This window comes from Ensifer sp. ENS07 (assembly GCF_014852185.1).
Lineage (GTDB): Bacteria > Pseudomonadota > Alphaproteobacteria > Rhizobiales > Rhizobiaceae > Ensifer > Ensifer adhaerens.
This window is the reverse complement of sequence record NZ_JACVBE010000001.1, coordinates 415,466-440,188: the sequence shown is the minus strand read 5'-3', so window position 1 is coordinate 440,188 and position 24,723 is coordinate 415,466. Positions and strand designations below refer to the sequence as shown.

Genomic DNA, 24,723 nt, shown 5'->3' with positions numbered 1-24,723 from the left:
GTGTGCAGCACTGGTTGTGAATCCACCAGCGAGGCTCTAAAGCTGCCTTAAAGGCTCCCTGTAACAGGATTGCGCTCATGAAGCTGGTGACCGGTAACTCCAACCGCGCCCTTGCCGAAGCCATTGCCAGATATCTCAATCTTCCCCTCACGGACTGTACGGTCGGGCGCTTCGCCGACCAGGAAGTCAACGTTCAACTTCACGAGAACGTGCGCGGCGAGGATGTCTATATCCTCCAGTCGACCAGTGCTCCTGCCGACGGCAACCTCATGGAACTGTTGATCCTGACCGATGCGCTGCGCCGTTCGTCTGCGCGCCGGATCACCGCCGTCATCCCCTATTTCGGCTATGCCCGTCAGGACCGCCGCGCCACCGGCCGCACACCGATTTCGGCGAAGCTGGTCGCCAACATGATCGCCGGCGCGGGTGTTAATCGCGTTATGACGCTCGATCTGCATACAGACCAGATTCAGGGCTTTTTCGATATCCCGACCGACAACCTTTATTCGGCGCCGGTGACGACCCGCGACATCAAAGAGCGCTACGACGTCGGGAATCTCATGATCGTTTCGCCTGACGTCGGCGGCGTGGCGCGGGCTCGCGGCATCGCCAAGCGCATTGGCACCGATCTTGCGATCGTCGACAAGAGGCGCCCCCGCGCCGGCGTGTCGGAGGTCATGAACATCATTGGTGACGTCTTCGGGAAGACCTGCCTCTTGATCGACGACATCATCGATAGCGGCGGGACCTTGATCAATGCGGCTGACGCCTTGCTGGAAGCGGGCGCCAGAGAGGTCTCGGCATACATCACCCACGGCGTGCTTTCCGAGGGGGCTTGCGAGCGTATTGGCGCCAGCAACCTCAGGGAACTGGTGCTGACCGATTCCATTCAAGACACCGAAGCGCAACGCCAGACCGCCAACATCCGCCGCGTCACCGTCGCGCCGCTGCTCGGAGAAGCCCTTGCCCGAACCGCGCGAGAGCAAAGCGTTTCAAGCCTTTTCGACTGAACCACGCGAACAGTGCAAAGCCGTTTCGATTGAGCCAGGCGGCGTTTGCCGGTGAGAAAAGAACGTAATCCGCCCGCTCATCCGAAAAGACCACAGCGTCACGCGGCGCAAGATACAAATGCATTATAGAAGTGATGATTGAAGCAGTCCGCAGTCGATCCGCGCTTTGGCGCATATTTCGGGAAAGATCGGCTAAGCGGTTGATTTGGCTGGTCGGAGTGGCAAGATTCGAACTTGCGACCCCCACGTCCCGAACGTGGTGCGCTACCAGACTGCGCTACACTCCGTGACCAGCGGCGCCTCTATAGAACAGGCATTTTGATTTCACAAGCGCCTATCTCGAAAAACATTGCGCCTTTTCCAAAAAAATCGTGACGGTGGAAAACGTAGGCGCAAAATGGCCCTGGTCAGCACCAACGGCGCCCCGGAGATGCGCGTGATAGGGACTTTCTGCAACGCTTCATAATTTCCTGGAACCGGAACCGCTGCGTGCATTTCCTTTCGTCTCTTTTGGCGCTAGAGGCTCAACGGAAAGCGCGGAAAGCCAGGGGATACGGGCTTCCGTGCCATGCCGATTTCAGAACGAGAGCCAAAGGGGCAGAAACATGAACTTCCGCATGATGACGGTGGCGGGCCTCGCGCTCGTGCTCGCCGGCTGCACGACGACCGGGACGGGGATTTCCAGGAACGCAGTCGAAGCCCGTTGGCTCGGCCAGCCGGCCGGCGGCTTCTTCGCCCAGTACGGTCCGCCGATCTCCGACGTCGAAAGCGGCAGCTCCACGGTCTATAGCTGGAAGGGCGGCTACAAGACCCGCAAGATCCCGGCGCAGTACGAAACCACCAAGGACGGCAAGCGCGGCAAGCGCATTTCCTCGGCGCGCACCGAGTATCTGAGCTGCGCGGTGCAACTGACCGTCTCGTCCGACTACGTCATCCGCTCGATCCACATTGCCGGCGACCGCAAGCGTGCCGAAGGCCCGAGCTGGTGCGAAGAGTTCCTCGGCGCCCCGGCCCAGACCAAGCCGGCGGCAACTGCAGGCTAAACCAACAAACAAAAAACCCGCCGGTGAAAATCGGCGGGTTTTTTCTAGGGGATTGCGTCGAACTCAGCCGGCGCTGTTGTCCTCGACGGGCGCGTCGGGACCGTTCTTCTTGATCGAGTCGATGGCGTTCTGCGCGCTGGCCTTGGTCTTGTAGCCCTCGGTCGAGAACATCACTTCGCTGTTGTACTTGAAGCGAACACGGAACTCGCCAGCCTTGTCTTTGTAGATTTCGAATTTGTGAGCCATCTTCTCCCTCACACATGTTGGAATCAACGAAACTAGCGTGTCAGTTGCAAGATGACTTGACAAGAGTGCATGCAAATCCGGCGCGCGATCGCCCGCCCAATGGATCAACTGCCTGGAAAAATGTGGCTGGGGCGCCAGGATTCGAACCTGGGAATGCCGGTACCAAAAACCGGTGCCTTACCGCTTGGCGACGCCCCAACGGATTGACGGGACAATACGTCCGCCAAATCGAGCGCCTGATTATCAAAGCTCGCCGCCCGTCACAATCACTAAGTTGGCACTAAGTTGAATTTTCGGCGGATTTGTTGGCGACGACGCCGAAGGGCGCGCGCCGTGGGTACCGGATGTACCCTTCCCTTCGCTGACCGCACCTCCTATTGTCCCGGCAGATGGAGAATTTCATGAGCCAGTTTCGCGCCCGCCCCCCTGCCGTTCCAACCGTACTCGTCGACGACACGGTCGTCAGGATCACCCGTTGGGATTTCGAGCCCGGCGCCGACACCGGTCACCATGTGCACGGGCTCGGCTATGTGGTGGTGCCGATGACCGACTGCCAGTTCCTGCTCGAGGAAGAGGCGGGCAGCCGGCGGGTCGATATCGCCAAGGGTGCCGCCTACCGCCGTGAGGCGGGCATGGCTCACAACGTCGTCAATGCCGGCAACGAGCCGATGTCGTTCATCGAGATCGAATACAAGTGAAATCCAGGAAGAGACGCATGCAGGGCCCGGACTTCGATCTCGATTTCAAGCCGGCCCATGGCGAGGCCGTGACGGTTGCGGACGATGTGCAGCGCATCACGGTCAACAATCCCGGCCCTTTCACCTTTCACGGAACCAACTGCTATATCGTCGGAAGACGTTCCGTTGCCGTCATCGATCCCGGTCCCGATGACGAGGCGCATTTCCAGGCGCTGATGGCGGCGCTCGCCGGCCGCGAGGTCACCCATATCGCCGTCAGCCACACGCATCGCGACCACTCGCCGCTGGCGCGCCGGCTGAAGGCTGCCACAGGTGCGGTGGTCGTCGGCGAAGGCCCGCATCGCTCCGCCCGTCCCTTGCATGCGGGCGAGAGCAATCCTTTCGCCGAGAGTTCCGACATGGAGTTCGTCCCCGATCTCGGGCTTGCCGACGGCGGGCGCATCGAGGGCGACGGCTGGAGCCTGACGGGGCTTGCCACGCCCGGCCATACGGCCAACCATATGGCCTTCGCGCTCGATGGCACCGGCATTCTCTTTTCCGCCGACCACGTCATGGCCTGGGCGACGACGATCGTCGCGCCGCCCGATGGCGCCATGGCCGATTACATGGCCTCGCTCGAAAAGCTGCTTTCCCGCGACGAGCATCTCTACCTGCCCGGCCATGGCGGACCTGTGATCGCGCCTGCCTCCTTCCTTCGCGGCCTGCGCGCCCACCGCAAGATGCGCGAGCGTGCCGTGCTCGAACGCATCCGCGCCGGCGACAGCCATATCCCTGACATGGTCAAGGTCATCTATGCGTCCACCGACGTGCGGCTGCATGGGGCGGCGGCACTTTCGGTGCTCGCCCATCTCGAAGACCTGATCGAACAGGGACGGATCGAAACCGATGGCCCGCCCTCGCTTCTCGGCGCCTACCGGCTGGCGCCCGGCGGAGCGGGCTGATCATGCGGCGCGAGGCCTACAGCTATCGCAATGATGCTTCCGTGCCCACCTTTGCCGACGACAAGCCGGTGATCGTCTTCGACGGCGAATGCATCTTTTGTTCCGGCTGGGTGCGCTTTCTGCTTCGCCACGACCGACGGGCGCAATATCGCTATTTGACAGCACAGTCGCCGCTAGGCCAAGCGCTCTACCGGCACTACGGGCTCGATACCGTCCATTTCGAGAGCAACATGCTGATCGAGGACGGCATCGCCCGCGTCAAATCCGACGGATCGATCCGCACGCTTGCGCGGCTGGGTCTGCCGTGGTCGCTCGCCAACATCTGCCGGATCCTGCCCGCTGTCCTTCGCGATCCGCTCTATGATCTCGTGGCGAGAAACCGCTACCGCATCGCCGGCCGCCGCCAGAGCTGCATGGTGCCGACGCCTGAGGAGCGTGGGCGCTTCATCGCATGACGATGGAAGACATGGTCCAAAAACAGAGCCTTTACCGCCAGATCCTCGGCCGGCAATGGAACCACCTGCCCGCGTCGATCCGCGCCCTGCACCACCTGTCAGAGGGGCATGCCACCTTTCGCGGACGTGCGGTCATCGAGCGCGGCAGCTCGATAGGGGCTCGGCTCGTCGCCTCCATGCTCGGCTTTCCCGGTGCAGGCGCTGACGTCCCTGTTGAAATCCACTTCGCATGCAGCAGTGGTCGGGAAGTCTGGACCCGACGCTTCGGTGGGAAAGTCCTGCGCAGCTCGCAACGGAAGGCCGAGAGGCGGAACGAACCACTGCTCGCGGAAGATTTCGGACCGTTCCGTGTCCTGTGCGCGCTTGAGCCCGCCGAAAACCGCCTGCATCTCTCGGTTCGCGCCTGGTCCTTTCTCGGCCTTCCGCTTCCTTTACTGCTTGCGCCGGGTGGCCGGACGTTCGAGGAGGATCGTGACGGCCTGTTTCATTTCCACGTGGAGGTCGCAAGCCCGTTGACCGGCCTGATCGTGCGTTATCGCGGCTGGCTACGGCCAGCGGGCGAGCCGACAGCCGACTTGGGTGGTCGCAAAGCCCTCGTAGACGAATGACGTTTTCTGGCGGGCACTCCGCCGATCAGTCGCCGGCAATGCCCAACAGCTCGGCATCGAGCGCCCGCAGGAATTGATCGGCGAAGGCGGCGCCCATGCCGAGATCATGAGGCCCGTAACGCGAGGCGACGCGCAGGTCGACGAAGGTGGTCTCCGCCTCTTCGCGCAGCCGGATCAATACATCGAAACGAAAACCCGCGATCAGCGTGCGCCACTCGCCCTGCAGCACGACATCGCTGGCGCGGCGCCCTGCAATCGCGCCTTCGAGAGCCATCTCCGGGCGCGCCGCCGGAACGGGTACATTTTCCGGTTCGGCGTTCGTATCCGCGCCCGCATTCGGCCGTACTGCCAGATCCTCCAGATCGGCGCGGGCGTTCTCGACACCAAGTTCTTCGGTGATGCCGACGCGGCTCTGTTCGATGACGTTGCGCACCCCCTGATAGACGCGGTCGAGTGCGCCATCGTAGCGCCGGCCGGTCAGAGCCGGATAGGCGAGGATCTGCGCTTCACGGTCCTGAGGCGTTACCGCCGCCTTGCGCTTCAGCCAGCTCTCTTCCGCCTGCGGCACCTTGAGCCACGGCGGCGGCGTCACCGTATCCGTGCTGACGTCGTAGATTTCCGGGCGGGTCAGATATTGGACGACGCCATAGCCGATAAAGCCGAGCGTCGGCGCGGCGTAGACAAGCGCCGCAGCAGACGCCAGGCCACCAATCGCCGCAACCTGCCACAAGCGCGCCAACCCGACGACGGCAAACAGCACGCCCATCAGCGCAAAGACGCCGGCGAGGCCGACAAGGGCGAGGAAATGCGGTGTCGTCAGCGGACCGAAGCGGTGCGCCAGCAGCGAGAGCGCAAAGAGCAGGAACGAGACACGGGCGAAGCGGCGCGCCCAGTGGGCTGCAAAGGAATAGGGGCGCTCGTACCGGACCATCATATAGTTGAATCAATTCCCTGCCGCGAAACAGACCGCATTCTTAGACCATGCCCCGAGCCGAGGGAACAGGCAATGCGGCAGTCCGCCACCGCGCTCCGGGCCTACCTTACAGTTCGCCGCAAAATCGCCATTCTCGTTAACCACCTATCAACACATGGGAATGTGCCCGCGCGCCCGGGATTTAAAGGGCACGCGGAGTTTCAATCGGAGGCAACGGCCAGCGCGCAACATCAAACGAGGGCGCTCGGCAATCGACGGAGAACCGACATGGGCGCATCGCAAGCAGCCGTGGCCATCGCCACCCCCTCTGCCCTTCCGGCCGGAGACGGCGGCATCCCCATGGGGCTCCTTGAGCTCGAACTCTCCCTCGATGGTTTCTCCGGCAACAATGCCGATTTCACCAGCTTCGTCCGCGCGGTTGCTGACAACGTCGGCGGTGAGTTTCTGTTTGCCCTGCCCGCTTCTGATCTGATCGAAGACTGCCGCAGCATTGCCGTGCTCCGTCTGCCTGATGCCGGAGGCGACGCTTCGATCCTGTTTGCCTGCCTCGACGAACAAGGCCGAGCCGTCCGTATCGAACATCCCAGCGACACCACGCGCGACCTCGAGCGCTTCGCCGAATCCTTTGTCGGCGTGCTGGAACGCATGTAGCGGGCCTCTCACAGGGACAACTCTAACCATACCCCTGGGCGAGGCCGCCAGCGACGGTGAATGCGTTTTGGCAGCGGATTACGCGCAATCGGACAATCGCGCAGGGATCACACCCCGCCCCCCTCCGGAACAGGCTCACACACACACCCGTCAACGACGGGTGTGAGGTGCCCTCGCCTACAACCGCGACACGACACCGAATTGGCAACGTTCGTTTCGATTCTCGATACAAGTCCCTATATTGATTGTGATTCGAGGCGTTGAGTGGTGTGCCGCTCGATTGCTCACGGCGAGACGCAGACCGGTACGGCCTCACACGATCCGGTTGCGCCCAGGAGGCGCGAGAACCATGATGAAACGACTGTCCATCCTTATCGCAGCCGCGCTTCTCTTGACGGCATGCCAGACGATGACGCCGGAGGAACGGCGCATCGCCGACGGCAACACCTGCGCGTCCTACGGCTTCCGCCGCGGCACCGATGCGTTTGCCACCTGCCTGCAGCGGATCGAGCTCGACCGCCGCGCCGAATCGCGCGCATTCCGCTACCAGAACGACATGATGATGTGGGGCTGGGACCGGCCGGTCATCGTCTCACGACCGGTGATCGTCCAGGCCAGGTAAAGCGGATCATGCCGAGCCAACGCCGCTTGGGCGGCGCTGGCGATAGACGTTACCCCTTGCCGTTGATCGCGGCCTGGGCCGCGGCGAGCCGGGCGATCGGCACGCGGAAGGGTGAACAGGAGACGTAGTCGAGGCCGGCGTCCTCGCAGAAGCGGATCGAGGCCGGATCCCCGCCGTGTTCGCCGCAGATACCGAGTTTCAGACCGTTCTTGGTGCGACGACCACGCTCGGCTGCGATCTGGATCAGTTCGCCGACGCCGTCGAAATCGAGCGAGACAAAGGGGTCCTGCTCGATGATGCCCTTCTGCTGGTAGGTCGCCAGGAACTGCGAGGCGTCGTCGCGCGAGATGCCGAAGGTCGTCTGCGTCAGGTCGTTAGTGCCGAAGGAGAAGAAGTCGGCCGCTTCGGCGATGACGCCGGCGCGCAGGGCTGCACGCGGCAATTCGATCATGGTACCGACGAGATAGTCGATGTCGATACCCGCCTCACCGATCACCTCCTTGGCGACCGCATCGATGCGCGCCTTGACGTAATCGAGCTCTGCCTTGAGGCCGACAAGCGGCACCATGATTTCGGGAACGACGGCCGCTCCGGTCTCGTGCGCCGCTTCAACGGCGGCTTCGAAGATGGCACGCGCCTGCATCTCGGCGATCTCCGGATAGGAGATGGCCAGCCGGCAACCACGGTGGCCGAGCATCGGATTGAATTCGTGCAGTTCATCGACGCGCTGGCGCAGTTCCGACGGATCGAGCGAGAGCGCGCCGGCAACGTCGGCGATCTCCTCGTCGGTCTTCGGCAGGAACTCGTGCAGAGGCGGGTCGAGCAGGCGGATCGTTACCGGAAGGCCGTGCATGATCGAGAACAGCTCGGCGAAATCCGAGCGCTGCATCGGCAGAAGCTTGGCGAGCGCTGAACGGCGACCTTCTTCGTCGTCGGCGAGGATCATTTCGCGCATGACATTGATGCGGTCGTCCTCGAAGAACATATGTTCCGTGCGGCAGAGTCCGATGCCTTCGGCGCCGAAGGAGCGAGCGGCGCGCGCGTCCGCCGGCGTTTCGGCATTGGTCCTGACGGTCATCCGGCGGGTGGCGTCCGCCCAGGCCATGATCTTGCCGAAGTCCCCGGAAAGTTCCGGTTGCAGCATGGCGATCGCGCCCTTCAGCACCTGGCCGGACGAGCCGTCGATGGTGATGACGTCACCCTTCCTGAGCGTCACGCCTCCGGCGGTCAGCGTTTCGTTGCGAAGGTCGACACGAATGCTGCCGGCGCCGGAAACGCAAGGGGTACCCATGCCGCGGGCAACCACGGCGGCGTGGCTGGTCATGCCGCCGCGGGTCGTCAGAATGCCTTCGGCGGCATGCATGCCGTGGATATCTTCAGGGCTGGTCTCGACGCGGACGAGGATGACCTTGCGGCCTTCCTTGTCGGCCTGCACCGCTTCCTCCGAGGTAAAGACGATCTCGCCCGTCGCAGCCCCCGGCGAGGCCGGAAGGCCCGAGCCGATGATGTCGCGGCGCGCATGCGGATCGATCGTCGGGTGCAGCAGCTGGTCGAGCGAGGCGGGATCGATGCGGGCAACGGCCTCCTGTTCGGAGATCAGCCCCTCCTCCGCCATATCGACCGCGACCTTCAGCGCCGCCTTGGCGGTGCGCTTGCCGGAGCGCGTCTGCAGCATCCAGAGCGTGCCGCGCTCGATGGTGAATTCCAGATCCTGCATATCGCGATAGTGGCGTTCGAGCGTATCGCAGATCGAGCGAAACTCGGCGAAGGCTTCCGGCATCAGCTTTTCGAGCGAGGGCTTGTCGGAGCCGGAGCCAAGGCGCGCCGCTTCGGTAATGTTCTGCGGCGTGCGGATGCCGGCAACGACGTCCTCGCCCTGTGCATTGACCAGAAACTCGCCGTAAAGCTCGTTCTCGCCGGTCGAGGGGTTGCGGGTGAAGGCAACGCCAGTCGCCGACGAATTGCCGAGATTGCCGAAGACCATTGCCTGGACGTTGACGGCGGTGCCCCAGGCGGCGGGGATGGCGTGCAGGTGGCGATAGGTGATCGCCCGCGGGTTCATCCAGCTCGAAAACACGGCGCCGATCGCGCCCCAGAGCTGCACTTCCGGATCCTGCGGAAAGGGTTCGCCCAGCGCTTCCTCGATCGCTTCCTTGTAACGGGCAATGACGCTCTGCCACTCCACCGCCGAAAGCTCGGTATCCTGCTCATGGCCGAGGCGCGCCTTCTCGTCCTCGAGGATTTCCTCGAAGACGTCGTGGTCGACGCCCATGACGACGTCGCCATACATCTGGATGAAGCGACGATAGCTGTCCCAGGCAAAACGGGCATCACCGGCGTCATGGCCAAGCGCATGTACCGACTGATCGTTGAGACCGAGGTTGAGAACCGTGTCCATCATGCCGGGCATGGACGCGCGCGCGCCTGAGCGAACCGAAAGCAGCAGCGGACGGGAGGTGTCGCCGAAGACGCGGCCGGTCACCTCTTCCATCCGGCTGATCCCCTCGCGCACCTGGTCGCGCAGGCCATCCGGCATCTGCCTGTCATTGTCGAAGAAGCTGTTGCAGGCATCGGTGATGATCGTCAGGCCCGGCGGAACCGGCAGGCCAAGGTTGCACATCTCGGCAAGGTTGGCGCCCTTGCCACCCAAGCGCTCACGATCACCCGCACGTCCCTCGGCCTTGCCCCCACCGAAGGTGTAAACCCATTTCGTCATGCCTGCTCTCCACCCAGAAACAGTCTTTAGTGACGATTTACAGTATATGCTTCAGGCTGAAAATGCACCCGGCGAAGATTTATGCTGCAGCGCATCATTTTCTGTAACATTGCTACACATCGCGCTTGACCTCCCACAAATCGTGTCGGTGGCTTTAAATTGCAGCCGAAATTCCTGAAAAGGCTGCGCCAGGCGGCCCGATCCGACATTGCCCGAAACATAACAATTATCTAATATACAGATGTGCGATGGGGGTGCATCCAGGAATATCCCGTCATGGCAATCCGTTTCCGTCTCGATGGCTCGGAGGGTCGGTCATGAGGTGGCGTGCAAATCTGACAACCTGGCTCCTTTCGGCGGCGCTCATGGTCCTTTTCACCATGGGAAACGCCTTTGCCGAAGGAAACGGCAAGCGGCTGGCGCTCGTCGTCGGCATGAGCAACTACGTGCTCGCTGGAACGCTGCCCAATGCTTCACGCGATGCAGAAGCCTTCAACACCTTTCTCAAGGACCAGGGCTTCGAAACGAACCTCGTGCTCAACGCCGATCGCCGTGGTCTTGCCGGCGCACTTTCAAACTTCTCGCGCAAGATCGGGCCCGACGATACCGCCCTGTTTTACTACGCCGGCCACGGCATGCAGTTGCACGGCGAGAATTTCCTTGTTGGCACCGATGCCAAGCTCGAAAGCGAGTTCGACGTGCCGGCCGAGACCGTGGCACTGTCCGAGATCATCGGCGCGATGGAAAAACGTGCCCGCATCTCGATGGTCTTCCTCGATGCCTGCCGCAACAATCCGCTCGCCGAGCGGCTGACACGCGAAGTCGAAGGTGCGACCCGCGGTGCGGCGACCCGCGGGCTGGCGCCGATCGAAACGCAGGGTGGCGGAACGCTCGTGGCCTTTGCCGCCGCGCCCGGGCAGGTAGCGGCCGACGGCACCGACGGGCATTCGCCCTTTACGCGGGCGCTGATCGCCAATCTCTCGGGCGCCGGCCTCGAGGTCGGCACCGCCTTCAAGCGGGTCGTGCGTGACGTGCGCAAGGAGACGCAGGGCAAGCAGCAGCCGCAGATCCTGTCATCCCTGTCGCTAGAGTTCTACTTCGGGCCGGAAACCGCAGCGCCCCAGACGACCCCGGCGGTGCAAACCCCGGCGGTACAGACGGCCATGCCGCAGACTGCGGCGGTTCAGCCGGTGCAGCCGGCACTCACTGTGCCGGCCATGGATCCCGAAGCGCTTGAGGCAGAGAAGGACTTCAAAAAGGCGCTGAAGATCGGAACGGCGCGCATCTGGCACTTCTTCGTCGAAAAACACCGCACCGGCGAATATGCCGACCTCGGACGACAGGCACTGGCCCAGATCGAGCCCGCCGCCGTGCGTAACCAGTCGCATCTGCCGCAGTCCGTCGAAGCGCGGCTATTGCCGGACAAAGACAAGCGACGAAACGTCCAGGTGGCACTCGCCTCACGCGGATTTGCAGCGGGCACGGCCGATGGTGTTTTTGGTGGACAGACCAGGGAAGCGATCAAGAAGTTCCAGAGCACCAACCAACAGCCCGCAAGCGGCTTCATCACCGAGCGCACGGCAGAGGCCCTCGGCATCAAAGTCAACGACAGAGCCGAGGGCTTGTACAGCACGCCCAAGGCCCGACGCTATGATGTTGCCAACCTCGAGGGGCTAGAGACCGATCAAACCGTCCTGCGGGCGCTGACCTGCCTGCGCCACTTCGAAACCGTATATGGCGTGTTCGAAGGGCACCTCTATGTCGCAGTGCGGACGGGAATAATTTTGGCCGTTTATGCGCGGGGGATCGCCGGCGGTTGCGGAGCGCACCTCGCGTCGATTTCGTCTCAAGAGGAGAACGCCTTCGTCGCATCGCTTTTCAACGCCGATCAGACCTTTTTCAACACCGGCTACGACCCCTCAGGCAATGTCAGCTACAAGATGGGCCCCTGGATCGGCCTGACGCAGGACCCACAGGGCAAGGAGCCCAGAGGCGGCTGGCGCTGGGACACCGGCGCGCCCCTGACCTACACGAAATGGTTCCAGGACATGCCGAACGAAGGCAAGAAGGGCGACGATATCGGCATGTACTACGCCCATCGCAACGGCAGAGCCGACACGAAATCCGTCTACGTCGATAGCTGGGACGATATGGGGCCAACCGATGGAACGGGCGGTCTGATCCTCGAATTCGAGTGACCGCTTGGGGCAATTCAACACCTGCACGGCTGAGTCAATCATAAGCAGGAGGCAAGGTCATGAACTGGCGTGTGAAGCTGCTATGGCTGGTTCTTTGCGCTCTGATCGTGCCCTTCACCACAGGGAATGCCCCCGCCGAAGGAAACGGCAAGCGGCTGGCGCTCGTCATCGGCATGAGCAACTATGTGCTTGCGGGAACCCTGCCCAACGCCTCGCGCGACGCTGAAGCGTTCAATGTCTTTCTCAAAGGCCAGGGTTTTGAAACCGACTTGATCCTCAACGCCGATCGCCGTGGTCTTGCCGGCGCACTTTCAAACTTCTCGCGCAAGATCGGGCCTGACGATGTCGCCCTGTTTTACTACGCCGGCCACGGCATGCAGTTGCGGGGCGAGAATTTCCTTGTTGGCACCGATGCGCGGCTCGAAAGCGAGTTTGACGTTCCGGCAGAAACCATGCCGCTGTCGGAGATCATGAACGCGCTGGAACAACGCGCGAAAATCTCCCTGATCTTCCTCGACGCCTGCCGCAACAATCCGCTCGCAGACAGACTCAATCGTGACGTGGCGGGCACAAGCCGCGGCGGCGCCACCAGAGGTCTGGCACCGATCGAGACACAGGGCGCCGGCACGCTCGTTGCCTTTGCTGCGGCGCCCGGACAGGTAGCGGCTGACGGAACCGACGGGCATTCGCCCTTCACCCGGGCGCTGATAACCAACCTCTCCGGCCCAGGGATCGAAATCGGCACCGCCTTCAAGCGCGTGATCCGTGAGGTGCGCTCGGCAACGGGCGGCAAACAGTCGCCGCAGATCCTCTCCTCTCTCGATCTGGAATTCTACCTCGACGGCAGCGCCACGCTTGAAGCGCCCCGACCCTTGAAAGTTGACAACGTCGATATCGCCGCGCTCGACTTCAACAAGGCGATGCGCGTGGACACGGCCAGGACCTGGAAGCGCTTCATCGCCAAACATGGCGAGAGCAGCTACGCCGACGCGGCGCGTCAATCCATTCAGCGGCTCGGCAAAAGCGACGACTTCAGATCATCCCTGGCTGCGATGGCACAGGAACAGAAGATGCTCGATAGCAAGGACAAGCGCGCAGCCGCGCAACAGGCCCTGCAGAGCAAGGGTTTTGACACGGGCGCGACGGACGGCGCCTTCGGTGGCCAGACACGCAGGGCGGTCACGGCATTTCAGGCGGCCCGCGGGCTAAAGCAATCCGGATTTCTCGATCAGGAGACCGGAGCGAGCCTGGGTCTCACCTTTGCCCGCATCGATCAGGACATTCTCTCGGCTACCAGCGCACGCCGCTATGACGCCACCGATCTCGAGGGACTGGAGGACGAACCGGTGATCGCCATGGTGCGGTGTCTTTCGCCTCTACCACTGACCTATGGCACCTTTGCCAGACACCTCTATGCAGCGGTCTATGACGGGCAGCAAGTCGGCTGGCAGGAAGCGAAGGCGATCGTCGAGCGCTGCGGCGGTCACCTTGCCACGATCGATTCCAGCGATGAAAATACGTTCGTCGCCTCACTCGCGAATACGGATGACCGGTTCTTCAGCAGTTCGTTCGAAGGCGGCGAGCACCGGCGGGTCGGGCCATGGCTCGGGCTCTCCAACGAGAACGGCAGTGCCGAAGGGTGGAGATGGACGACGGGCGCTGCCGTCACCTTCGGCAGGTGGTTCAGGCGGCCGCCGGAAAAGGCTGGGGCGGCAACGCTTTACGCAGCCTATCGAGCAAACAAGGTCCCCCTCGCCGCCTACGTCGACACCTGGGAAGCGCGCGACCCATCGCGGCCGGTATCCGGTTTCATCGCCGAATTTGAGTGAATCAGACGACTTCGCGCAGGCGTTCCGCCGTCTGCAGGTCGACGGAAACGAGTTGGGAGACGCCCTGCTCGGCCATGGTCACGCCGAACAGGCGGTTCATGCGGGCCATGGTGATCGGGTTGTGGGTGATGATGATGAAGCGTGTCTCGGTCGACGCCGCCATTTCGTCCATCAGGTTGCAGTAGCGCTCGACATTGTGGTCGTCGAGCGGTGCATCGACTTCGTCCAGCACGCAGATTGGCGCGGGATTGGTCAGGAACACGGCGAAGATCAATGCCATCGCCGTCAGCGCCTGCTCGCCGCCGGAAAGCAACGTCATGGTCTGTGGCTTCTTGCCCGGCGGGCGGGCGAGAATTTCAAGGCCGGCCTCCAGCGGATCGTCGCTCTCGATCAGTTGCAGCTCGGCCGTGCCCCCCCCGAAGAGGTGGGTGAACAGCCGCTGGAACTGTACGTTGACGACGTCAAATGCGGCGATCAGGCGCTCGCGGCCCTCGCGGTTCAGGTTCTGGATGGCGCTCCTGAGCTTGCGGATCGCCTCGATGACGTCGTCGCGCTCTCTGAGCAGCAGGGCGAGCTTTTCCGAAAGCTCCTTCTGTTCTTCTTCGGCACGCAGGTTGACGGCACCAAGCCGCTCGCGCTCGATCTTCAGCCGTTCGAGTTCGCGCTCGATGTTGCGCATGTCCGGCAGTGCCTCGTCGACGGCAAGCCCCGTCAATCGCATGACCTCGTGCGGCGCGCAGGAGAGCGCTTCCTGAATGCGGGCCTCGATCTCGACGCGACGTTCGCGGGCGGAGACCAGCCGCTCTTCGGCGCGGCCGCGCTTTTCGCGCGATTCCGCCAGTTCGGAGAGCGCGGTTGCCGCCAACCGGTCCGCCTCGCGCTGACGGTTTTCAGCCTCGGCAAGCAGATCGGCCGCTTCGCGTCGGGCCGCTTCCGCCTTCTGCAACTCGTTCATCAGCGCCCGGCGCTTGTCCTCGAACTCGTCGGGCGCATCGATCAGCTCTTCGACCTCGTCGCGGGCTTCTGCCTCGCGGTCGCGCAGGGTCGCGATGTGCTCATCGGCGCTCGCCGCGCGCGCCTTCCAGGTCTGTCGTTCACTGGCAATCGCCGCGATGCGCCGCTGACGCGCCTCGTTCTCGCGCGCCAGGCCATCATGGGCGGCACGGGCCTCGGCGACGGCGGCACGATCGGCTGCGACATCGGCCGTCTGTGTGCGCAGCGTCAGTTCCAGTTCGGAGAGATCGGGCGCATCGGCGAGCGCGTCGTTGGCCGTCTCGATCTGCTCGGCCACCTCTTCGACCTGCGCCTCGATCTGGCTGCGCGATTCGGCAAGCACCGCGCGGCGGCGGGCAAGGTCGCCCGAGGCGCGTTCAGCGGCAGCGAGCGCGTCGCGGGCTTCGCCGAGCTGTCGGGTGATCATGCGCTGCGCGTCGCGGGCAAGCCGCAACCGCTCGTCCTCGGCGCGGATGCGACTGCCCGCAGAGGCAAGTTCGGCCTCCGCGAGGCGCAGCGCCTCAGCGGCGCCGTCGGCCTCGGTATCGAGTTCGGCCAACCGGTTCTTCTGCGCCAGCCGCAATGCGGCAGCACTTGGCGCCTCGGAGCCAGTCACGTGGCCGTCCCAGCGCCAGACGGAGCCCTGCTTGGTGACAAGGCTCTGGCCGGGTTTCAGCAGGGGCAGCAGCCGCTCGGCTTCCGCCTCGCTTGCGACGATGCCGATCTGCTTCAGGGCGCGGGTCAGCGCGTCGGGCGCCTTCACATGGGCAATCAGCGGGCTCACGCCTTCCGGCAAATCGCCGTCCCCGACATGATCCCCCGGCGCGCGCCAATGGGCCGGCGCGTCGGTTTCGAGCGGCGAGTCGAGATCGTCGCCAAGGGCCGCGCCCAATGCGGTCTCGAAGCCCCGGTCGACCTTCATCTCCTCGACGACGGCGGGATAGGCGCCACCGGCCACCGCCTCCAGCATGCGCCGGATGGTGCGTGCCTCGGTCTCGATGCCGTTCAGCGTCGCGCGCGTCCGATCGACGGGCTGACGCGCCTCGACCTCCATGCGCCGCGCTTCAGCGAGGCTTTCCTCGATCGCGAGCACATTGCTTTCGGCTTCTTCCAGCGCAGCTTCTGCGACCTCGACCTGACCCTGCTTTTCGTGCGGATCGGGAAGGGCCGCCATCTGGCGGTCGAGTTCATCGAGATCGCGCGACTGGTCGCCAAGTTGGCGGGCAAGACGTGCCTGGCGCTCCGACAGGTCGCGCAGCGTGCGCTCCAGCTGGTTGCGGCCGGCCTGTGCCTCGGCGCGTTCCGCCGTTAGACGCGCCAATAGCGCCTCGCTGCCGGCGAGCTTTTCGTTTGCGTCTTCGAGGCGCTCGCGCGCTTCCGTCGCACGGTCGTCGGCCTCCGCGAGCATGTCGCTGAGTTCGGCTTCCTCTTCGTCGAGACGCGAAAGAATGCCGGCATTGTCGACGACAAGGCGCTCCTCGCGGGCGATATCCTCGGCAAGCTGCGCCAGCCGGCGCTGCAACTCGTCGCGGCGCCTGAGGATGCGGCCGGCATCCTCTTCGAGCTGTGAGCGGGCAATCTGCAGACGCTGGAGGGCGGCGGCGAACTTCGCTTCGTTTTCGCGCAGCTCCGGCAGCTTCAGGCTGGCGATCGCCTGGTCCTTGGCCGCCTGCATCTGCTGCTGCGCCTTTTCCGCGACCAGCGCAGTCACCTGGTTGAGCTGGCTCGTCGCCTCGCCCTCCGCCTCCTTGGCCTGCACCCAGCGAATATGGAACAGGATCGCCTCGTGCTTGCGGATATCGGCCGAAAGCATTTTGAAGCGGTTGGCCTGGCGCGCTTGGCGCTTGAGGCTCTCGATCTGGCTTTCGAGCTGCGAGGTGACGTCGTCGAGACGCTCGAGATTGGTCTCGGCGGCACGCAGACGCAGCTCCGCTTCGTGGCGGCGAGAGTGCAGGCCAGAGATGCCGGCCGCCTCTTCCAGGAGCTGGCGACGGGCCTGCGGCTTGGCGGCGATCAGTTCGCCGATGCGCCCCTGCCCGACCATCGACGGCGAGCGTGCACCAGTCGACGCGTCGGCGAAGAGAAGCTGTACATCCTTGGCGCGCGCTTCCTTGCCGTTGATGCGGTAGACCGAGCCCTGCTCGCGCTCGATGCGGCGGCTGACCTGGATCTCGTCGCTGTCATTGAAGGCAGCGGGTGCCGTGCGGTCGCTGTTGTCGAGATAAAGGCCGACCTCGGCCGTGTTACGCGCGGGACGATTGCCGGATCCGGAAAAGATCACGTCGTCCATGCCGGAAGCGCGCATGTTCTTGTAGGAGTTCTCCCCCATCACCCAGCGCAAGGCTTCGACGAGGTTCGACTTGCCGCAACCGTTCGGTCCGACGACACCGGTCAATCCGCGCTCGATGATGAATTCGGTCGGTTCGACGAAGGACTTGAAGCCGAGCAGGCGAAGCTTGTTGAACTTCATGGAGCGGACGCTGGGGCTACGAGGTCCCCCCCTCTACCATCAGCCCAGACAAGAAAAACGGGCGCACAGCTGCTGCCGTCGCCCGTTTTCAGGAAAAGCGAAGGATCAGAGCTTGCTGTCGATGAGGGCCGACATAACGTCAACCGACATGTCCCCCGAATAGTGCTCGCCATTGACAAAGAAGGTCGGCGTCGACTGAACCCCGAATTCCTTGGCGCCCCGTTGCATAACAGTATTCACATCATCCAGAAGTTTTTGGTTCGTCAAGCAGGCCTCGAAGCTCTCCTGTGTAAAACCAGCGAGTTTGGACATCTGCAGCAGAGCGTCGCGACCATTCTGGGCTGCGGCCCACTGCTGCTGCTGCTTGAACAGCATCGAGATCATCGGGAAGTACTGGCCTTCCGGAGCGCAGCGCGCCAGCATGAAGGCAGCCGCCGCGCGCGGATCGAACGGGAATTCGCGCAGCACGAAGCGGACCTTGCCGCTGTCGACATACTTGGTCTTGATCGCCTCGAAGGTGTTGTTGTGGAAGGCGGCGCAGTGCGGGCAGGTCATCGACATGTATTCGACGATCGTCACCGGCGCGTTGGCGTCGCCGATCGCCATTTCCGGCAGGGCGCCCGGTTCCATCAGCTTGGCGACGTCGACGGACCCTTCCGACGAGGGGAGCTCGACCTTGACGGGAGCAGCCGTCGTCTGGGCGACTTCGGTGCCGGCAGAGGGCTTGGCTTCGGCGGTGGCCGGGGTCGCGGTCGTCGATGCAGTCGTGGTCGCGTCCGTTGCCGGCTTGGTTTCAGCCTTGGCGGCTTCGGTGGTCGCGGCCGGTGTGGTGGAGGCCGTTTCCTTCTTTTCGTCGCTGCAGGCAGCAAGCACCAGGGCGACAGTTGCGATGGCGGCACCGCTGAGCAGGCGCTTGGTAAGGTTCATTGCGGAAGCGGACATGATTTGACCCGTGTTCGGAGGGAATTGCAGTGCGGATTCGATATCTTGCCCCGCGCAGGGCGGCAAGTGGCGCGGCGTCAACAGAATTCAAAGAATTGTGACCGAGCGATGGCCGCCCAAAAGCGCGTCGCGATCTTTCCGATTCGCTGCTTGCGCTTTAAGCCTCTGGTTTTCGCGTCTCGTAGTCGCGAAAACCGCTGCATAGTTTTGCGCGCCGTGCCTTAGCGGCGCCGGGGATTGAGCACGGCGGTCCCCAGCCGACGCAAGGCGGCCTTCAGCTCCTCGCTTTCGATGCCTTCGACCATGGTCTCGAGCCGCCGTGCAGGTTCACCGGTCAGCGGCTTGGGCTTGCCACGGTGTTTCGGCTGCTGGGAGACGGGCTTTTGAACGATGCGCAGCTGCCCGATCGCATAGAAGCCGAAGAAGCCGTTGATGCGCTGGATCAATTCGCCCTGGGCGTGGGTCAAAAACAGCGCGCGCGCGCCCTCGCAGGCAACCGTCAGGACGCCCGGCTGATGGCCGCCCTCGCCCATGATCTCGGAGGCCCGTCGCGGCCAGGCGATCTTTTCGGGCCGCGTGCAATCGGCAAAGTCCTCGCCGGCGATTTCGTCCCAGGAGCCGAGCAGCATGGTGTTGATGCCTGCCCGCTTGGCGAGCACCGGGTCGATCAGGCCGTTCGCGACTTCGCTGATCTGGACGACGCCCTTCCGGGTCTTCTGCTCGCTCACGTATGGACTTTCTGTAGGCAATGTCGATTGAGCCTTGATGCCGCGGCTCCGCTTCGCCAAGTATAGGCCGGAAACGGAACTCCCGGCAAATCATGCACGATACGATACCGGCGGCGGACGCCGCACCCCTGCTTTTGGAATGGTACGACAGGCACCATCGCGACCTGCCCTGGCGGGTTTCGCCGCCGATGGCACGCCGAGGCATCGTCGCCGATCCCTACCATGTCTGGCTTTCCGAAGTGATGCTGCAGCAGACGACGGTGCAGGCGGTAAAAGCCTATTTCGAAAAGTTCCTGTCACTGTGGCCGACCGTCGAGGACCTTGCGCGCGCCGAGAATGAGGACGTGATGAAGGCATGGGCCGGGCTCGGCTATTATGCGCGCGCCCGCAACCTGAAGAAATGCGCCGAGGCCGTCGCGAACGATCATGGCGGCCGCTTTCCCGACACGGAGGACGGGCTGAAGTCCCTTCCCGGCATCGGCGACTATACCGCCGCCGCGGTCGCGGCGATCGCCTTCAATCGCAGAAGCGCCGTGCTCGACGGCAATGTCGAGCGGGTGATTTCCCGCCTCTATGCAATCGAAACGCCGCTGCCGGCGGCAAAGCCCGAGATGCGGGCCCGCGTCGCCGCGCTCACCCCTGAGAGCAGGCCGGGTGATTTCGCCCAGGCGATGATGGATCTCGGCGCGACGCTCTGCACGCCGAAACGGCCCGCCTGCTCGCTCTGTCCCTTCCGCGCCCACTGTCGCGCGCTTGTCGTCGCCGATCCGGAAACCTTTCCGCGCAAGGCGCAGAAGAAGGACAAGCCGCTTCGGCGCGGCGCCGCCTTCGTCGCGATCGACGCCGACAACGCGGTCTATCTGCGCAAGCGGGCCGAGACGGGCCTGCTTGGCGGCATGACCGAAGTGCCCGGCACCGACTGGACATCGCGGCAGGACGGCGACACCTCGCTTGCCTCCCAACCCTTTGCAGCGGCCTGGGAAGATTGCGGCACCATCAGCCACGTGTTCACGCATTTCGAGTTGCGTCTCTCGGTCTACCGCGCCAATGTCGCGCGCGCCGGGACGCAGGGCAACGGCTGGTGGGAGCCGGTTCACTCGCTGAGTGCCCAGGCGCTGCCGACGGTGATGAAGAAGGCGATCGCCCAGGCGATCCCGCATGCCTTCAAGGCGGAACGCTAGCACGGTACGGGCCCACCCGTCCCGCTCCAACTCCGAAAGTTCAAGCAGGGAATACGTTCATGAGCAGCATCGATATCCGCCACATCGTCTTCGACATCGGCAAGGTGCTTATCCACTACGACCCCAACCTGCCCTACAGCCGCATCATCCCCGACGAGGCCGAGCGCGAGTGGTTCTTTGCCAATGTCTGCACCCACGACTGGAACATCGAGCAGGACCGCGGCCGTTCCTGGGAAGAGGCGGAAGCGCTGCTGATCAAGGACTTTCCCGAGCGTGAAGAACAGATCCGCGCCTTCCGCAAATATTGGCAGGAGATGGTGCCGCACGCCTATGTGGAGACGGTGTCACTCCTGGAGCGACTGATCGCCGAAGGACGCGACGTGACGATGCTGACCAACTTCGCCTCCGACACGTTCCGCGAGGCGCAGGTCCTTTATCCCTTCCTGACGCTGCCACGCGGCGTCACCGTTTCGGGCGACGTCAAGCTGATCAAGCCCGATATCGCCATCTATGAGACGCACACGCGGACCTTCGATCTCGACCCATCGGCCACCCTCTTCATCGACGACAGCATTCCCAACGTCGAAGCCGCGCGGCTTGCCGGCTGGCATGCGGTGCATTTCGTCGATCCGGAAAAGCTGAAGGCCGATCTCGCCGGCTACGGCATTCATCCGTAGGCTGAACTGCCGATCGACGATGGCTCCTGCTCGTGGCGGCACGATTCCGCCACGAATCATATTTACTACCTGCGATTGCGTAATCGCAGAGGCAATATATGAATAGTTTAGAATTTTCAGTAGTTCGAGACGGCGCCGCCAAGGACGCCTTCATCGACGAGCTCTACGCGACGACCGAGGCCAGCTTTCGCGACGAAGTGCCTCCGGAAGAGTTTGGAGAACGGTTTTCAGATACCCGTTTCGTCGTCGCCAGACGCGATGCCAAACTGGCGGGCTGGCTCAGCCTTCGGCCGCCGACTGAAGGCGACGACAAGAGAGCGGCCGATCGAGGCTGGCACGCCATGCCGTCGCACGACCTGCACGACGCCGAAATTCTCGCGCGGCTCTTTCGGCTTGCAGCCGTAGAGGCCGGTTCAGAAGGCATCATCTGGCACTCCCGAAAAACCGCCCTCAACCAGCAGGTCGTCGAAATGACCGGCGCGACCGCGCTTCGGGATCTGTTCAGGACCTGGCAGGCGTCACCCAAGCGCTGGCCGGCCGCAATCGCAAAACCCAAGGACGGTGCCGTCGTTTACGCCGTCCAGGCGCCTCTCCCAGAAGATCTCCTCGCAAAGTTCGTGGACTTCCTCACACGCGCGGGGATATCGGACTGCAGTGGAGAAACCTGCACCACGACCTGGGACGCGGACTCCGTCGCCCAACGTATCGCTGACTGGGATGAGGGCGGGCTGCTGATGCAGTGGCTGGAACATCACGACCTCGTGGTCGCCGAGGCCTACGCCTTTGTCTGGAGCGATGAAATGATGATCCACATCACCGAACACCATGCCCCGTCTTGCGGGCTGATTGCCCTGGTTGCCGCCCTGCTTCAGCGCATACCCGCGGCCTATCCCGATATCAGGGTCGCCACCGTCGAGTTACAGGAAGACGAAAGAGCACGCCTCGAGCCTGTGCTCGCCAGTTGCGGCTTCGAGGATAAGGGCGCCCGAACCCTCTACCACTTGCGCCCACAGGGAACGCCGGCTCTCTAAAGGCGGCGTATCCTCCATTCGGCGCGCGGCGGCGGCACGGGTCGCCGCCGCCCATTGTCAGGGCCTGGCCGCGATGAAGCCCCATGCCAGCCAGGCCGCAACGACTGCGGCCGCGAACCAGATGCTCAGGATCGCGAGGAGGCCGCTGCGGCTGGACGGGCGTCCTTCCAATGCCGCCGCCCGCTCTCGGAATTCTTCCATCAGCGCTGGCGGCACCAGACGTACGGCCAAGAGGATGCCGAGCGGAACGAGAATAAGATCATCGAGGTAGCCGAGTATCGGAATGAAATCGGGGATCAGGTCGACCGGCGAAAGTGCGTAGGCCGCCACAGTGCCGGCAACGAATTTCGCCGAAAACGGCGTTCGACGATCTCGCGCGGCGAACCAGAGCGCAACGACGTCGCGTTTGATTTGCCGCGCCCATTGCTTCACGCGCTGGAGACGATCGGGCACGGCCATGCGGTTAACACTCTTGTTCGGATGAAGTTGCTCTGTCCGAACCCTATGAGCGGATGCGAAGATTGGCAATCGACCTCAGGGCCCTGCCGGGCGCTTCAAACGCTCCGTCGGATGGCCCAAACATACAAATGCCCGGAATCCTCACATTGAGGATTCCGGGCATTTAAAGCTCTCTTTCCGGGACTGAAGGTACAAAAACCGGTTAGAGCGCTTTTCGAAGGATCCGGCGGAACTGGTTGATCAGTTCAGTTTTGCCAGATCATTTCGAATGACGCTTCTGAGTTCGTCGATGGGCTTCAGGGTGTTCCCCTCTTCGAAGTGCCAGAAGGTCCATCCGTTGCAGGCATCAAGCCCCTGGACCTTGGCGCCCAGGCGATGAATTGAACCGGCCTCGCCGCCGGAGGCGACCGTGCCGTCGGCACGAACGATCGCGCTGTAGCGGCGCTTGGCGTCCGTCAGAACCGTGCCGGGCTTGATCAGCCCGCTTTCGATCAGCGTGTTGAAGGCGACGCGCGGCTCGGCCTTCTTGCCGGTCATGACCGAGAGCATCGCCTTGCCGAGCGGTTCGACCGCGTCGATGCGTGCCGATGCCGCGTCGATGTAATCCTGCTCGCGCTCAATGCCGACGAAGTGGCGGCCGAGGCGTTTGGCGACGGCACCGGTCGTGCCGGAACCGAAGAAGGGATCGAGAATGACGTCGCCCGGCTTGGTCGAAGCCATCATGATACGGGCGAGCAGCGCTTCCGGCTTCTGGGTCGGATGCACCTTCTTGCCGTCGTCACCTTTCAGGCGCTCGTGACCGGAGCAGATCGGGAACAGCCAATCGGAGCGCATCTGCACGTCGTCATTGGCCGCCTTCATCGCATCGTAGTTGAAGGTGTAGCCCTTGGCATTGGCGTTCGGCGTCGCCCAGATCAGCGTCTCATGAGCGTTCTGGAACCTCCGACCCTTGAAATTCGGCATCGGGTTGGTCTTGCGCCAGATGATGTCGTTGAGGATCCAGAAGTGCAGGTCCTGCAGGATGGCGCCGACGCGGAAGATGTTGTGGTACGAGCCGATCACCCAGAGGGTGCCGGTCGGCTTCAGCACGCGGCGGCAGGCGAGCAACCAGGCGCGGGTGAAGGCGTCGTAGGCTTCGAACGATGCGAACTGGTCCCATTCGTCGTCGACGGCGTCGACCACCGACTGATCAGGACGGGTCAGCATGCCGCCGAGCTGGAGGTTGTAGGGCGGGTCGGCGAAAACGACGTCGACCGAATTGTCGGGAAGCGCATTGAGCGCGGCAACGCAGTCACCCTTGATGATGCTGTCGAGCCAGCCCAACGGACGGGTGGAACGGGAGACTTCGGCAAGCGAAACAACTGAAGACATGGACAACTCGCAAATACGCTTACTCGGGACGGATCATGGAGCGTATGGTTACCGAAGATGGTTACCAAAGCCTGAAGGCCGTTTCGAAAAAGTGCGTAGTCGCGCTATGTTAGAGAGGTCTTCTGGAGTGGACAGGAAAGGCGGGAACGGGCTTTTCACCCGCCTCCCGCCGCCCCGTTCAAGCGTCGCGGACGCCGTTTCACCGGGCGTCGTGAAAGGCGCGGCTGTCTGAGGGGGCCTCACGGCGCTCGTTCAGCCCGTAGTCGCGGATCACGGAGGCGATGCGCAGGCGGTAATCGGCAAAGACGCCGTGGCGCCCCGCATCCTGGGCGGCACGATGTTCGGCGCCGTTCCGCCAGGCCTTCACCGCCTCCTCGTCGCGCCAGAAAGACAGGGACAACACCTTGTCGGGATTGGCCAGACTCTGGAACCGCTCGATCGAGATGAAGCCATCGATGTCGTCGAGCAGCGGACGCAGGTCGGCGGCAATGCCGAGATAGGCGTCACGCCGGCCCTCGGCCGGTAGGACTTCGAAGATGACGGCAATCATGTTTCACTTTCCTCCGATGGGCATCGAGACGTTCTTCAGGAAAATACGATCCTCCTTCAGGATAAACCGCTCGCGGCGGGAGAAGGCATAATTTTCCCGGCCGAGCGGATCGGCGGCGAGCCGGGCGCGATAGGCCTCGTAGGCCGCGAGGCTCTCGATGTTGTAAACGCCGTAAGCCGTCGTCGCAGATCCCTCATGCGGACCGAAATAGCCGATGAGATCGGCGCCTTAGCGCGGGATCGCCTCGCCCCAGTTGCGCGAATAGGTGGCGAACTCGTCCTTTTTGAAGGGATCGATTTCATAGCGGATGAAGCAGGTGATCATCGTCGTCTTCCTGTGGTCGGGCAAGGCGTCAAGCCTTCGATGGAGT

Annotated in this window: 22 protein-coding genes, 2 tRNA genes and 1 pseudogene; 13 read left to right on the top strand and 12 right to left on the bottom strand. The window is 63.2% G+C overall.

Going from position 1 to position 24,723, the window contains the following annotated elements; genetic code table 11:
* The first annotated feature begins 77 nt into the window (after window positions 1–77).
* Window positions 78–1,010 (top strand): ribose-phosphate pyrophosphokinase, encoded by a 933-nt coding sequence (locus tag IB277_RS02060; RefSeq protein WP_034789183.1) that lies wholly within the window; start codon window positions 78–80, stop codon window positions 1,008–1,010.
* A 210-nt stretch (window positions 1,011–1,220) separates the two neighbouring features.
* Here IB277_RS02060 and IB277_RS02055 read toward each other — a convergent pair.
* A tRNA-Pro gene (locus IB277_RS02055) sits at window positions 1,221–1,297 on the bottom strand.
* 318 nt (window positions 1,298–1,615) lie between these two features.
* Between IB277_RS02055 and IB277_RS02050 the strand changes: the two genes are divergently transcribed.
* Window positions 1,616–2,053, top strand: a complete 438-nt coding sequence (locus IB277_RS02050; RefSeq protein WP_034801335.1) for a hypothetical protein — start codon at window positions 1,616–1,618, stop codon at window positions 2,051–2,053.
* Window positions 2,054–2,116: 63 nt separating this feature from the next.
* Here IB277_RS02050 and IB277_RS02045 read toward each other — a convergent pair whose 3' ends face one another.
* Together IB277_RS02045 and IB277_RS02040 are read right to left on the bottom strand one after the other, a co-directional pair.
* The gene (locus tag IB277_RS02045) at window positions 2,117–2,299 is read right to left on the bottom strand and encodes a YegP family protein (protein WP_034801332.1); all 183 of its coding nucleotides are present in this window, start codon (window positions 2,297–2,299) and stop codon (window positions 2,117–2,119) included.
* Between the two features lie 123 nt (window positions 2,300–2,422).
* Window positions 2,423–2,497 (bottom strand) — tRNA-Gln (locus IB277_RS02040).
* 203 nt (window positions 2,498–2,700) lie between these two features.
* Between IB277_RS02040 and IB277_RS02035 the strand changes: the two genes are divergently transcribed.
* From IB277_RS02035 to IB277_RS02020, 4 genes are read left to right on the top strand one after another with little or no spacing between them, the layout of a single operon-like run.
* Window positions 2,701–2,997, top strand: a complete 297-nt coding sequence (locus IB277_RS02035; protein ID WP_089045186.1) for a cupin domain-containing protein — start codon at window positions 2,701–2,703, stop codon at window positions 2,995–2,997.
* A gap of 17 nt (window positions 2,998–3,014) precedes the next feature.
* Complete coding sequence (locus IB277_RS02030; RefSeq protein WP_090294746.1) at window positions 3,015–3,938, top strand: MBL fold metallo-hydrolase; 924 nt, start codon at window positions 3,015–3,017, stop codon at window positions 3,936–3,938.
* Between the two features lie 2 nt (window positions 3,939–3,940).
* Complete coding sequence (locus IB277_RS02025; protein WP_089045184.1) at window positions 3,941–4,393, top strand: thiol-disulfide oxidoreductase DCC family protein; 453 nt, start codon at window positions 3,941–3,943, stop codon at window positions 4,391–4,393.
* Window positions 4,394–4,404: 11 nt separating this feature from the next.
* The gene (locus IB277_RS02020) at window positions 4,405–5,001 is read left to right on the top strand and encodes a DUF4166 domain-containing protein (protein ID WP_162731933.1); all 597 of its coding nucleotides are present in this window, start codon (window positions 4,405–4,407) and stop codon (window positions 4,999–5,001) included.
* A 25-nt stretch (window positions 5,002–5,026) separates the two neighbouring features.
* Here the strand turns inward: IB277_RS02020 and IB277_RS02015 are convergent, their stop codons facing one another.
* Entirely contained in the window at window positions 5,027–5,935 is a 909-nt protein-coding gene (locus IB277_RS02015) for a DUF1499 domain-containing protein (RefSeq protein ID WP_090294749.1), read from the bottom strand.
* Window positions 5,936–6,007: 72 nt separating this feature from the next.
* Between IB277_RS02015 and IB277_RS02010 the strand changes: the two genes are divergently transcribed.
* Together IB277_RS02010 and IB277_RS02005 are read left to right on the top strand one after the other, a co-directional pair.
* Complete coding sequence (locus IB277_RS02010) at window positions 6,008–6,586, top strand: hypothetical protein (protein WP_246812692.1); 579 nt, start codon at window positions 6,008–6,010, stop codon at window positions 6,584–6,586.
* Window positions 6,587–6,935: 349 nt separating this feature from the next.
* Window positions 6,936–7,208 (top strand): hypothetical protein, encoded by a 273-nt coding sequence (locus tag IB277_RS02005; protein WP_034801317.1) that lies wholly within the window; start codon window positions 6,936–6,938, stop codon window positions 7,206–7,208.
* 49 nt (window positions 7,209–7,257) lie between these two features.
* Here IB277_RS02005 and ppdK read toward each other — a convergent pair whose 3' ends face one another.
* Complete coding sequence (gene ppdK / locus IB277_RS02000) at window positions 7,258–9,924, bottom strand: pyruvate, phosphate dikinase (protein ID WP_034801313.1); 2,667 nt, start codon at window positions 9,922–9,924, stop codon at window positions 7,258–7,260.
* A 317-nt stretch (window positions 9,925–10,241) separates the two neighbouring features.
* On the opposite strand from ppdK, the gene IB277_RS01995 reads away from it, so the two are divergent.
* Both IB277_RS01995 and IB277_RS01990 read left to right on the top strand, forming a co-directional pair.
* Complete coding sequence (locus IB277_RS01995) at window positions 10,242–12,122, top strand: caspase family protein (protein ID WP_162731934.1); 1,881 nt, start codon at window positions 10,242–10,244, stop codon at window positions 12,120–12,122.
* Between the two features lie 59 nt (window positions 12,123–12,181).
* On the top strand, window positions 12,182–13,951 hold the full coding sequence (locus IB277_RS01990; RefSeq protein ID WP_110818484.1) for a caspase family protein: 1,770 nt from the start codon (window positions 12,182–12,184) through the stop codon (window positions 13,949–13,951).
* Between the two features lies 1 nt (window position 13,952).
* Here IB277_RS01990 and IB277_RS01985 read toward each other — a convergent pair whose 3' ends face one another.
* The 3 genes from IB277_RS01985 to IB277_RS01975 form a co-directional block, all read right to left on the bottom strand.
* Window positions 13,953–17,414, bottom strand: coding sequence for a chromosome segregation SMC family protein (locus tag IB277_RS01985; RefSeq protein ID WP_090294753.1), 3,462 nt, complete (start codon window positions 17,412–17,414; stop codon window positions 13,953–13,955).
* A gap of 105 nt (window positions 17,415–17,519) precedes the next feature.
* Window positions 17,520–18,356 (bottom strand): DsbA family protein, encoded by an 837-nt coding sequence (locus IB277_RS01980; protein WP_090294755.1) that lies wholly within the window; start codon window positions 18,354–18,356, stop codon window positions 17,520–17,522.
* Between the two features lie 221 nt (window positions 18,357–18,577).
* A complete protein-coding gene (locus IB277_RS01975) occupies window positions 18,578–19,084 on the bottom strand; it encodes a DUF721 domain-containing protein (protein ID WP_060516289.1) in 507 nt (168 codons plus the stop codon).
* A 92-nt stretch (window positions 19,085–19,176) separates the two neighbouring features.
* Between IB277_RS01975 and mutY the strand changes: the two genes are divergently transcribed.
* The 3 genes from mutY to IB277_RS01960 all read left to right on the top strand — a co-directional run bounded on the left by mutY (window position 19,177) and on the right by IB277_RS01960 (window position 21,973).
* Window positions 19,177–20,265, top strand: a complete 1,089-nt coding sequence (gene mutY / locus IB277_RS01970) for an A/G-specific adenine glycosylase (RefSeq protein ID WP_210336564.1) — start codon at window positions 19,177–19,179, stop codon at window positions 20,263–20,265.
* A gap of 59 nt (window positions 20,266–20,324) precedes the next feature.
* Entirely contained in the window at window positions 20,325–20,942 is a 618-nt protein-coding gene (locus tag IB277_RS01965; protein WP_034801299.1) for an HAD family phosphatase, read from the top strand.
* 98 nt (window positions 20,943–21,040) lie between these two features.
* Window positions 21,041–21,973, top strand: a complete 933-nt coding sequence (locus IB277_RS01960) for a hypothetical protein (RefSeq protein WP_090294758.1) — start codon at window positions 21,041–21,043, stop codon at window positions 21,971–21,973.
* 57 nt (window positions 21,974–22,030) lie between these two features.
* Here the strand turns inward: IB277_RS01960 and IB277_RS01955 are convergent, their stop codons facing one another.
* The 4 genes and pseudogenes from IB277_RS01955 to IB277_RS01940 all read right to left on the bottom strand — a co-directional run bounded on the left by IB277_RS01955 (window position 22,031) and on the right by IB277_RS01940 (window position 24,677).
* Window positions 22,031–22,432, bottom strand: coding sequence for a YkvA family protein (locus tag IB277_RS01955; RefSeq protein WP_090294759.1), 402 nt, complete (start codon window positions 22,430–22,432; stop codon window positions 22,031–22,033).
* A gap of 240 nt (window positions 22,433–22,672) precedes the next feature.
* Window positions 22,673–23,803: a site-specific DNA-methyltransferase gene (locus IB277_RS01950; RefSeq protein ID WP_034801293.1), complete on the bottom strand. Its 1,131-nt coding sequence runs from the start codon at window positions 23,801–23,803 to the stop codon at window positions 22,673–22,675.
* Window positions 23,804–24,002: 199 nt separating this feature from the next.
* Window positions 24,003–24,353: an antibiotic biosynthesis monooxygenase gene (locus IB277_RS01945; RefSeq protein WP_090294761.1), complete on the bottom strand. Its 351-nt coding sequence runs from the start codon at window positions 24,351–24,353 to the stop codon at window positions 24,003–24,005.
* A gap of 3 nt (window positions 24,354–24,356) precedes the next feature.
* Window positions 24,357–24,677: pseudogene (locus IB277_RS01940) on the bottom strand (NIPSNAP family protein).
* Between the last annotated feature and the right edge of the window lie 46 nt (window positions 24,678–24,723).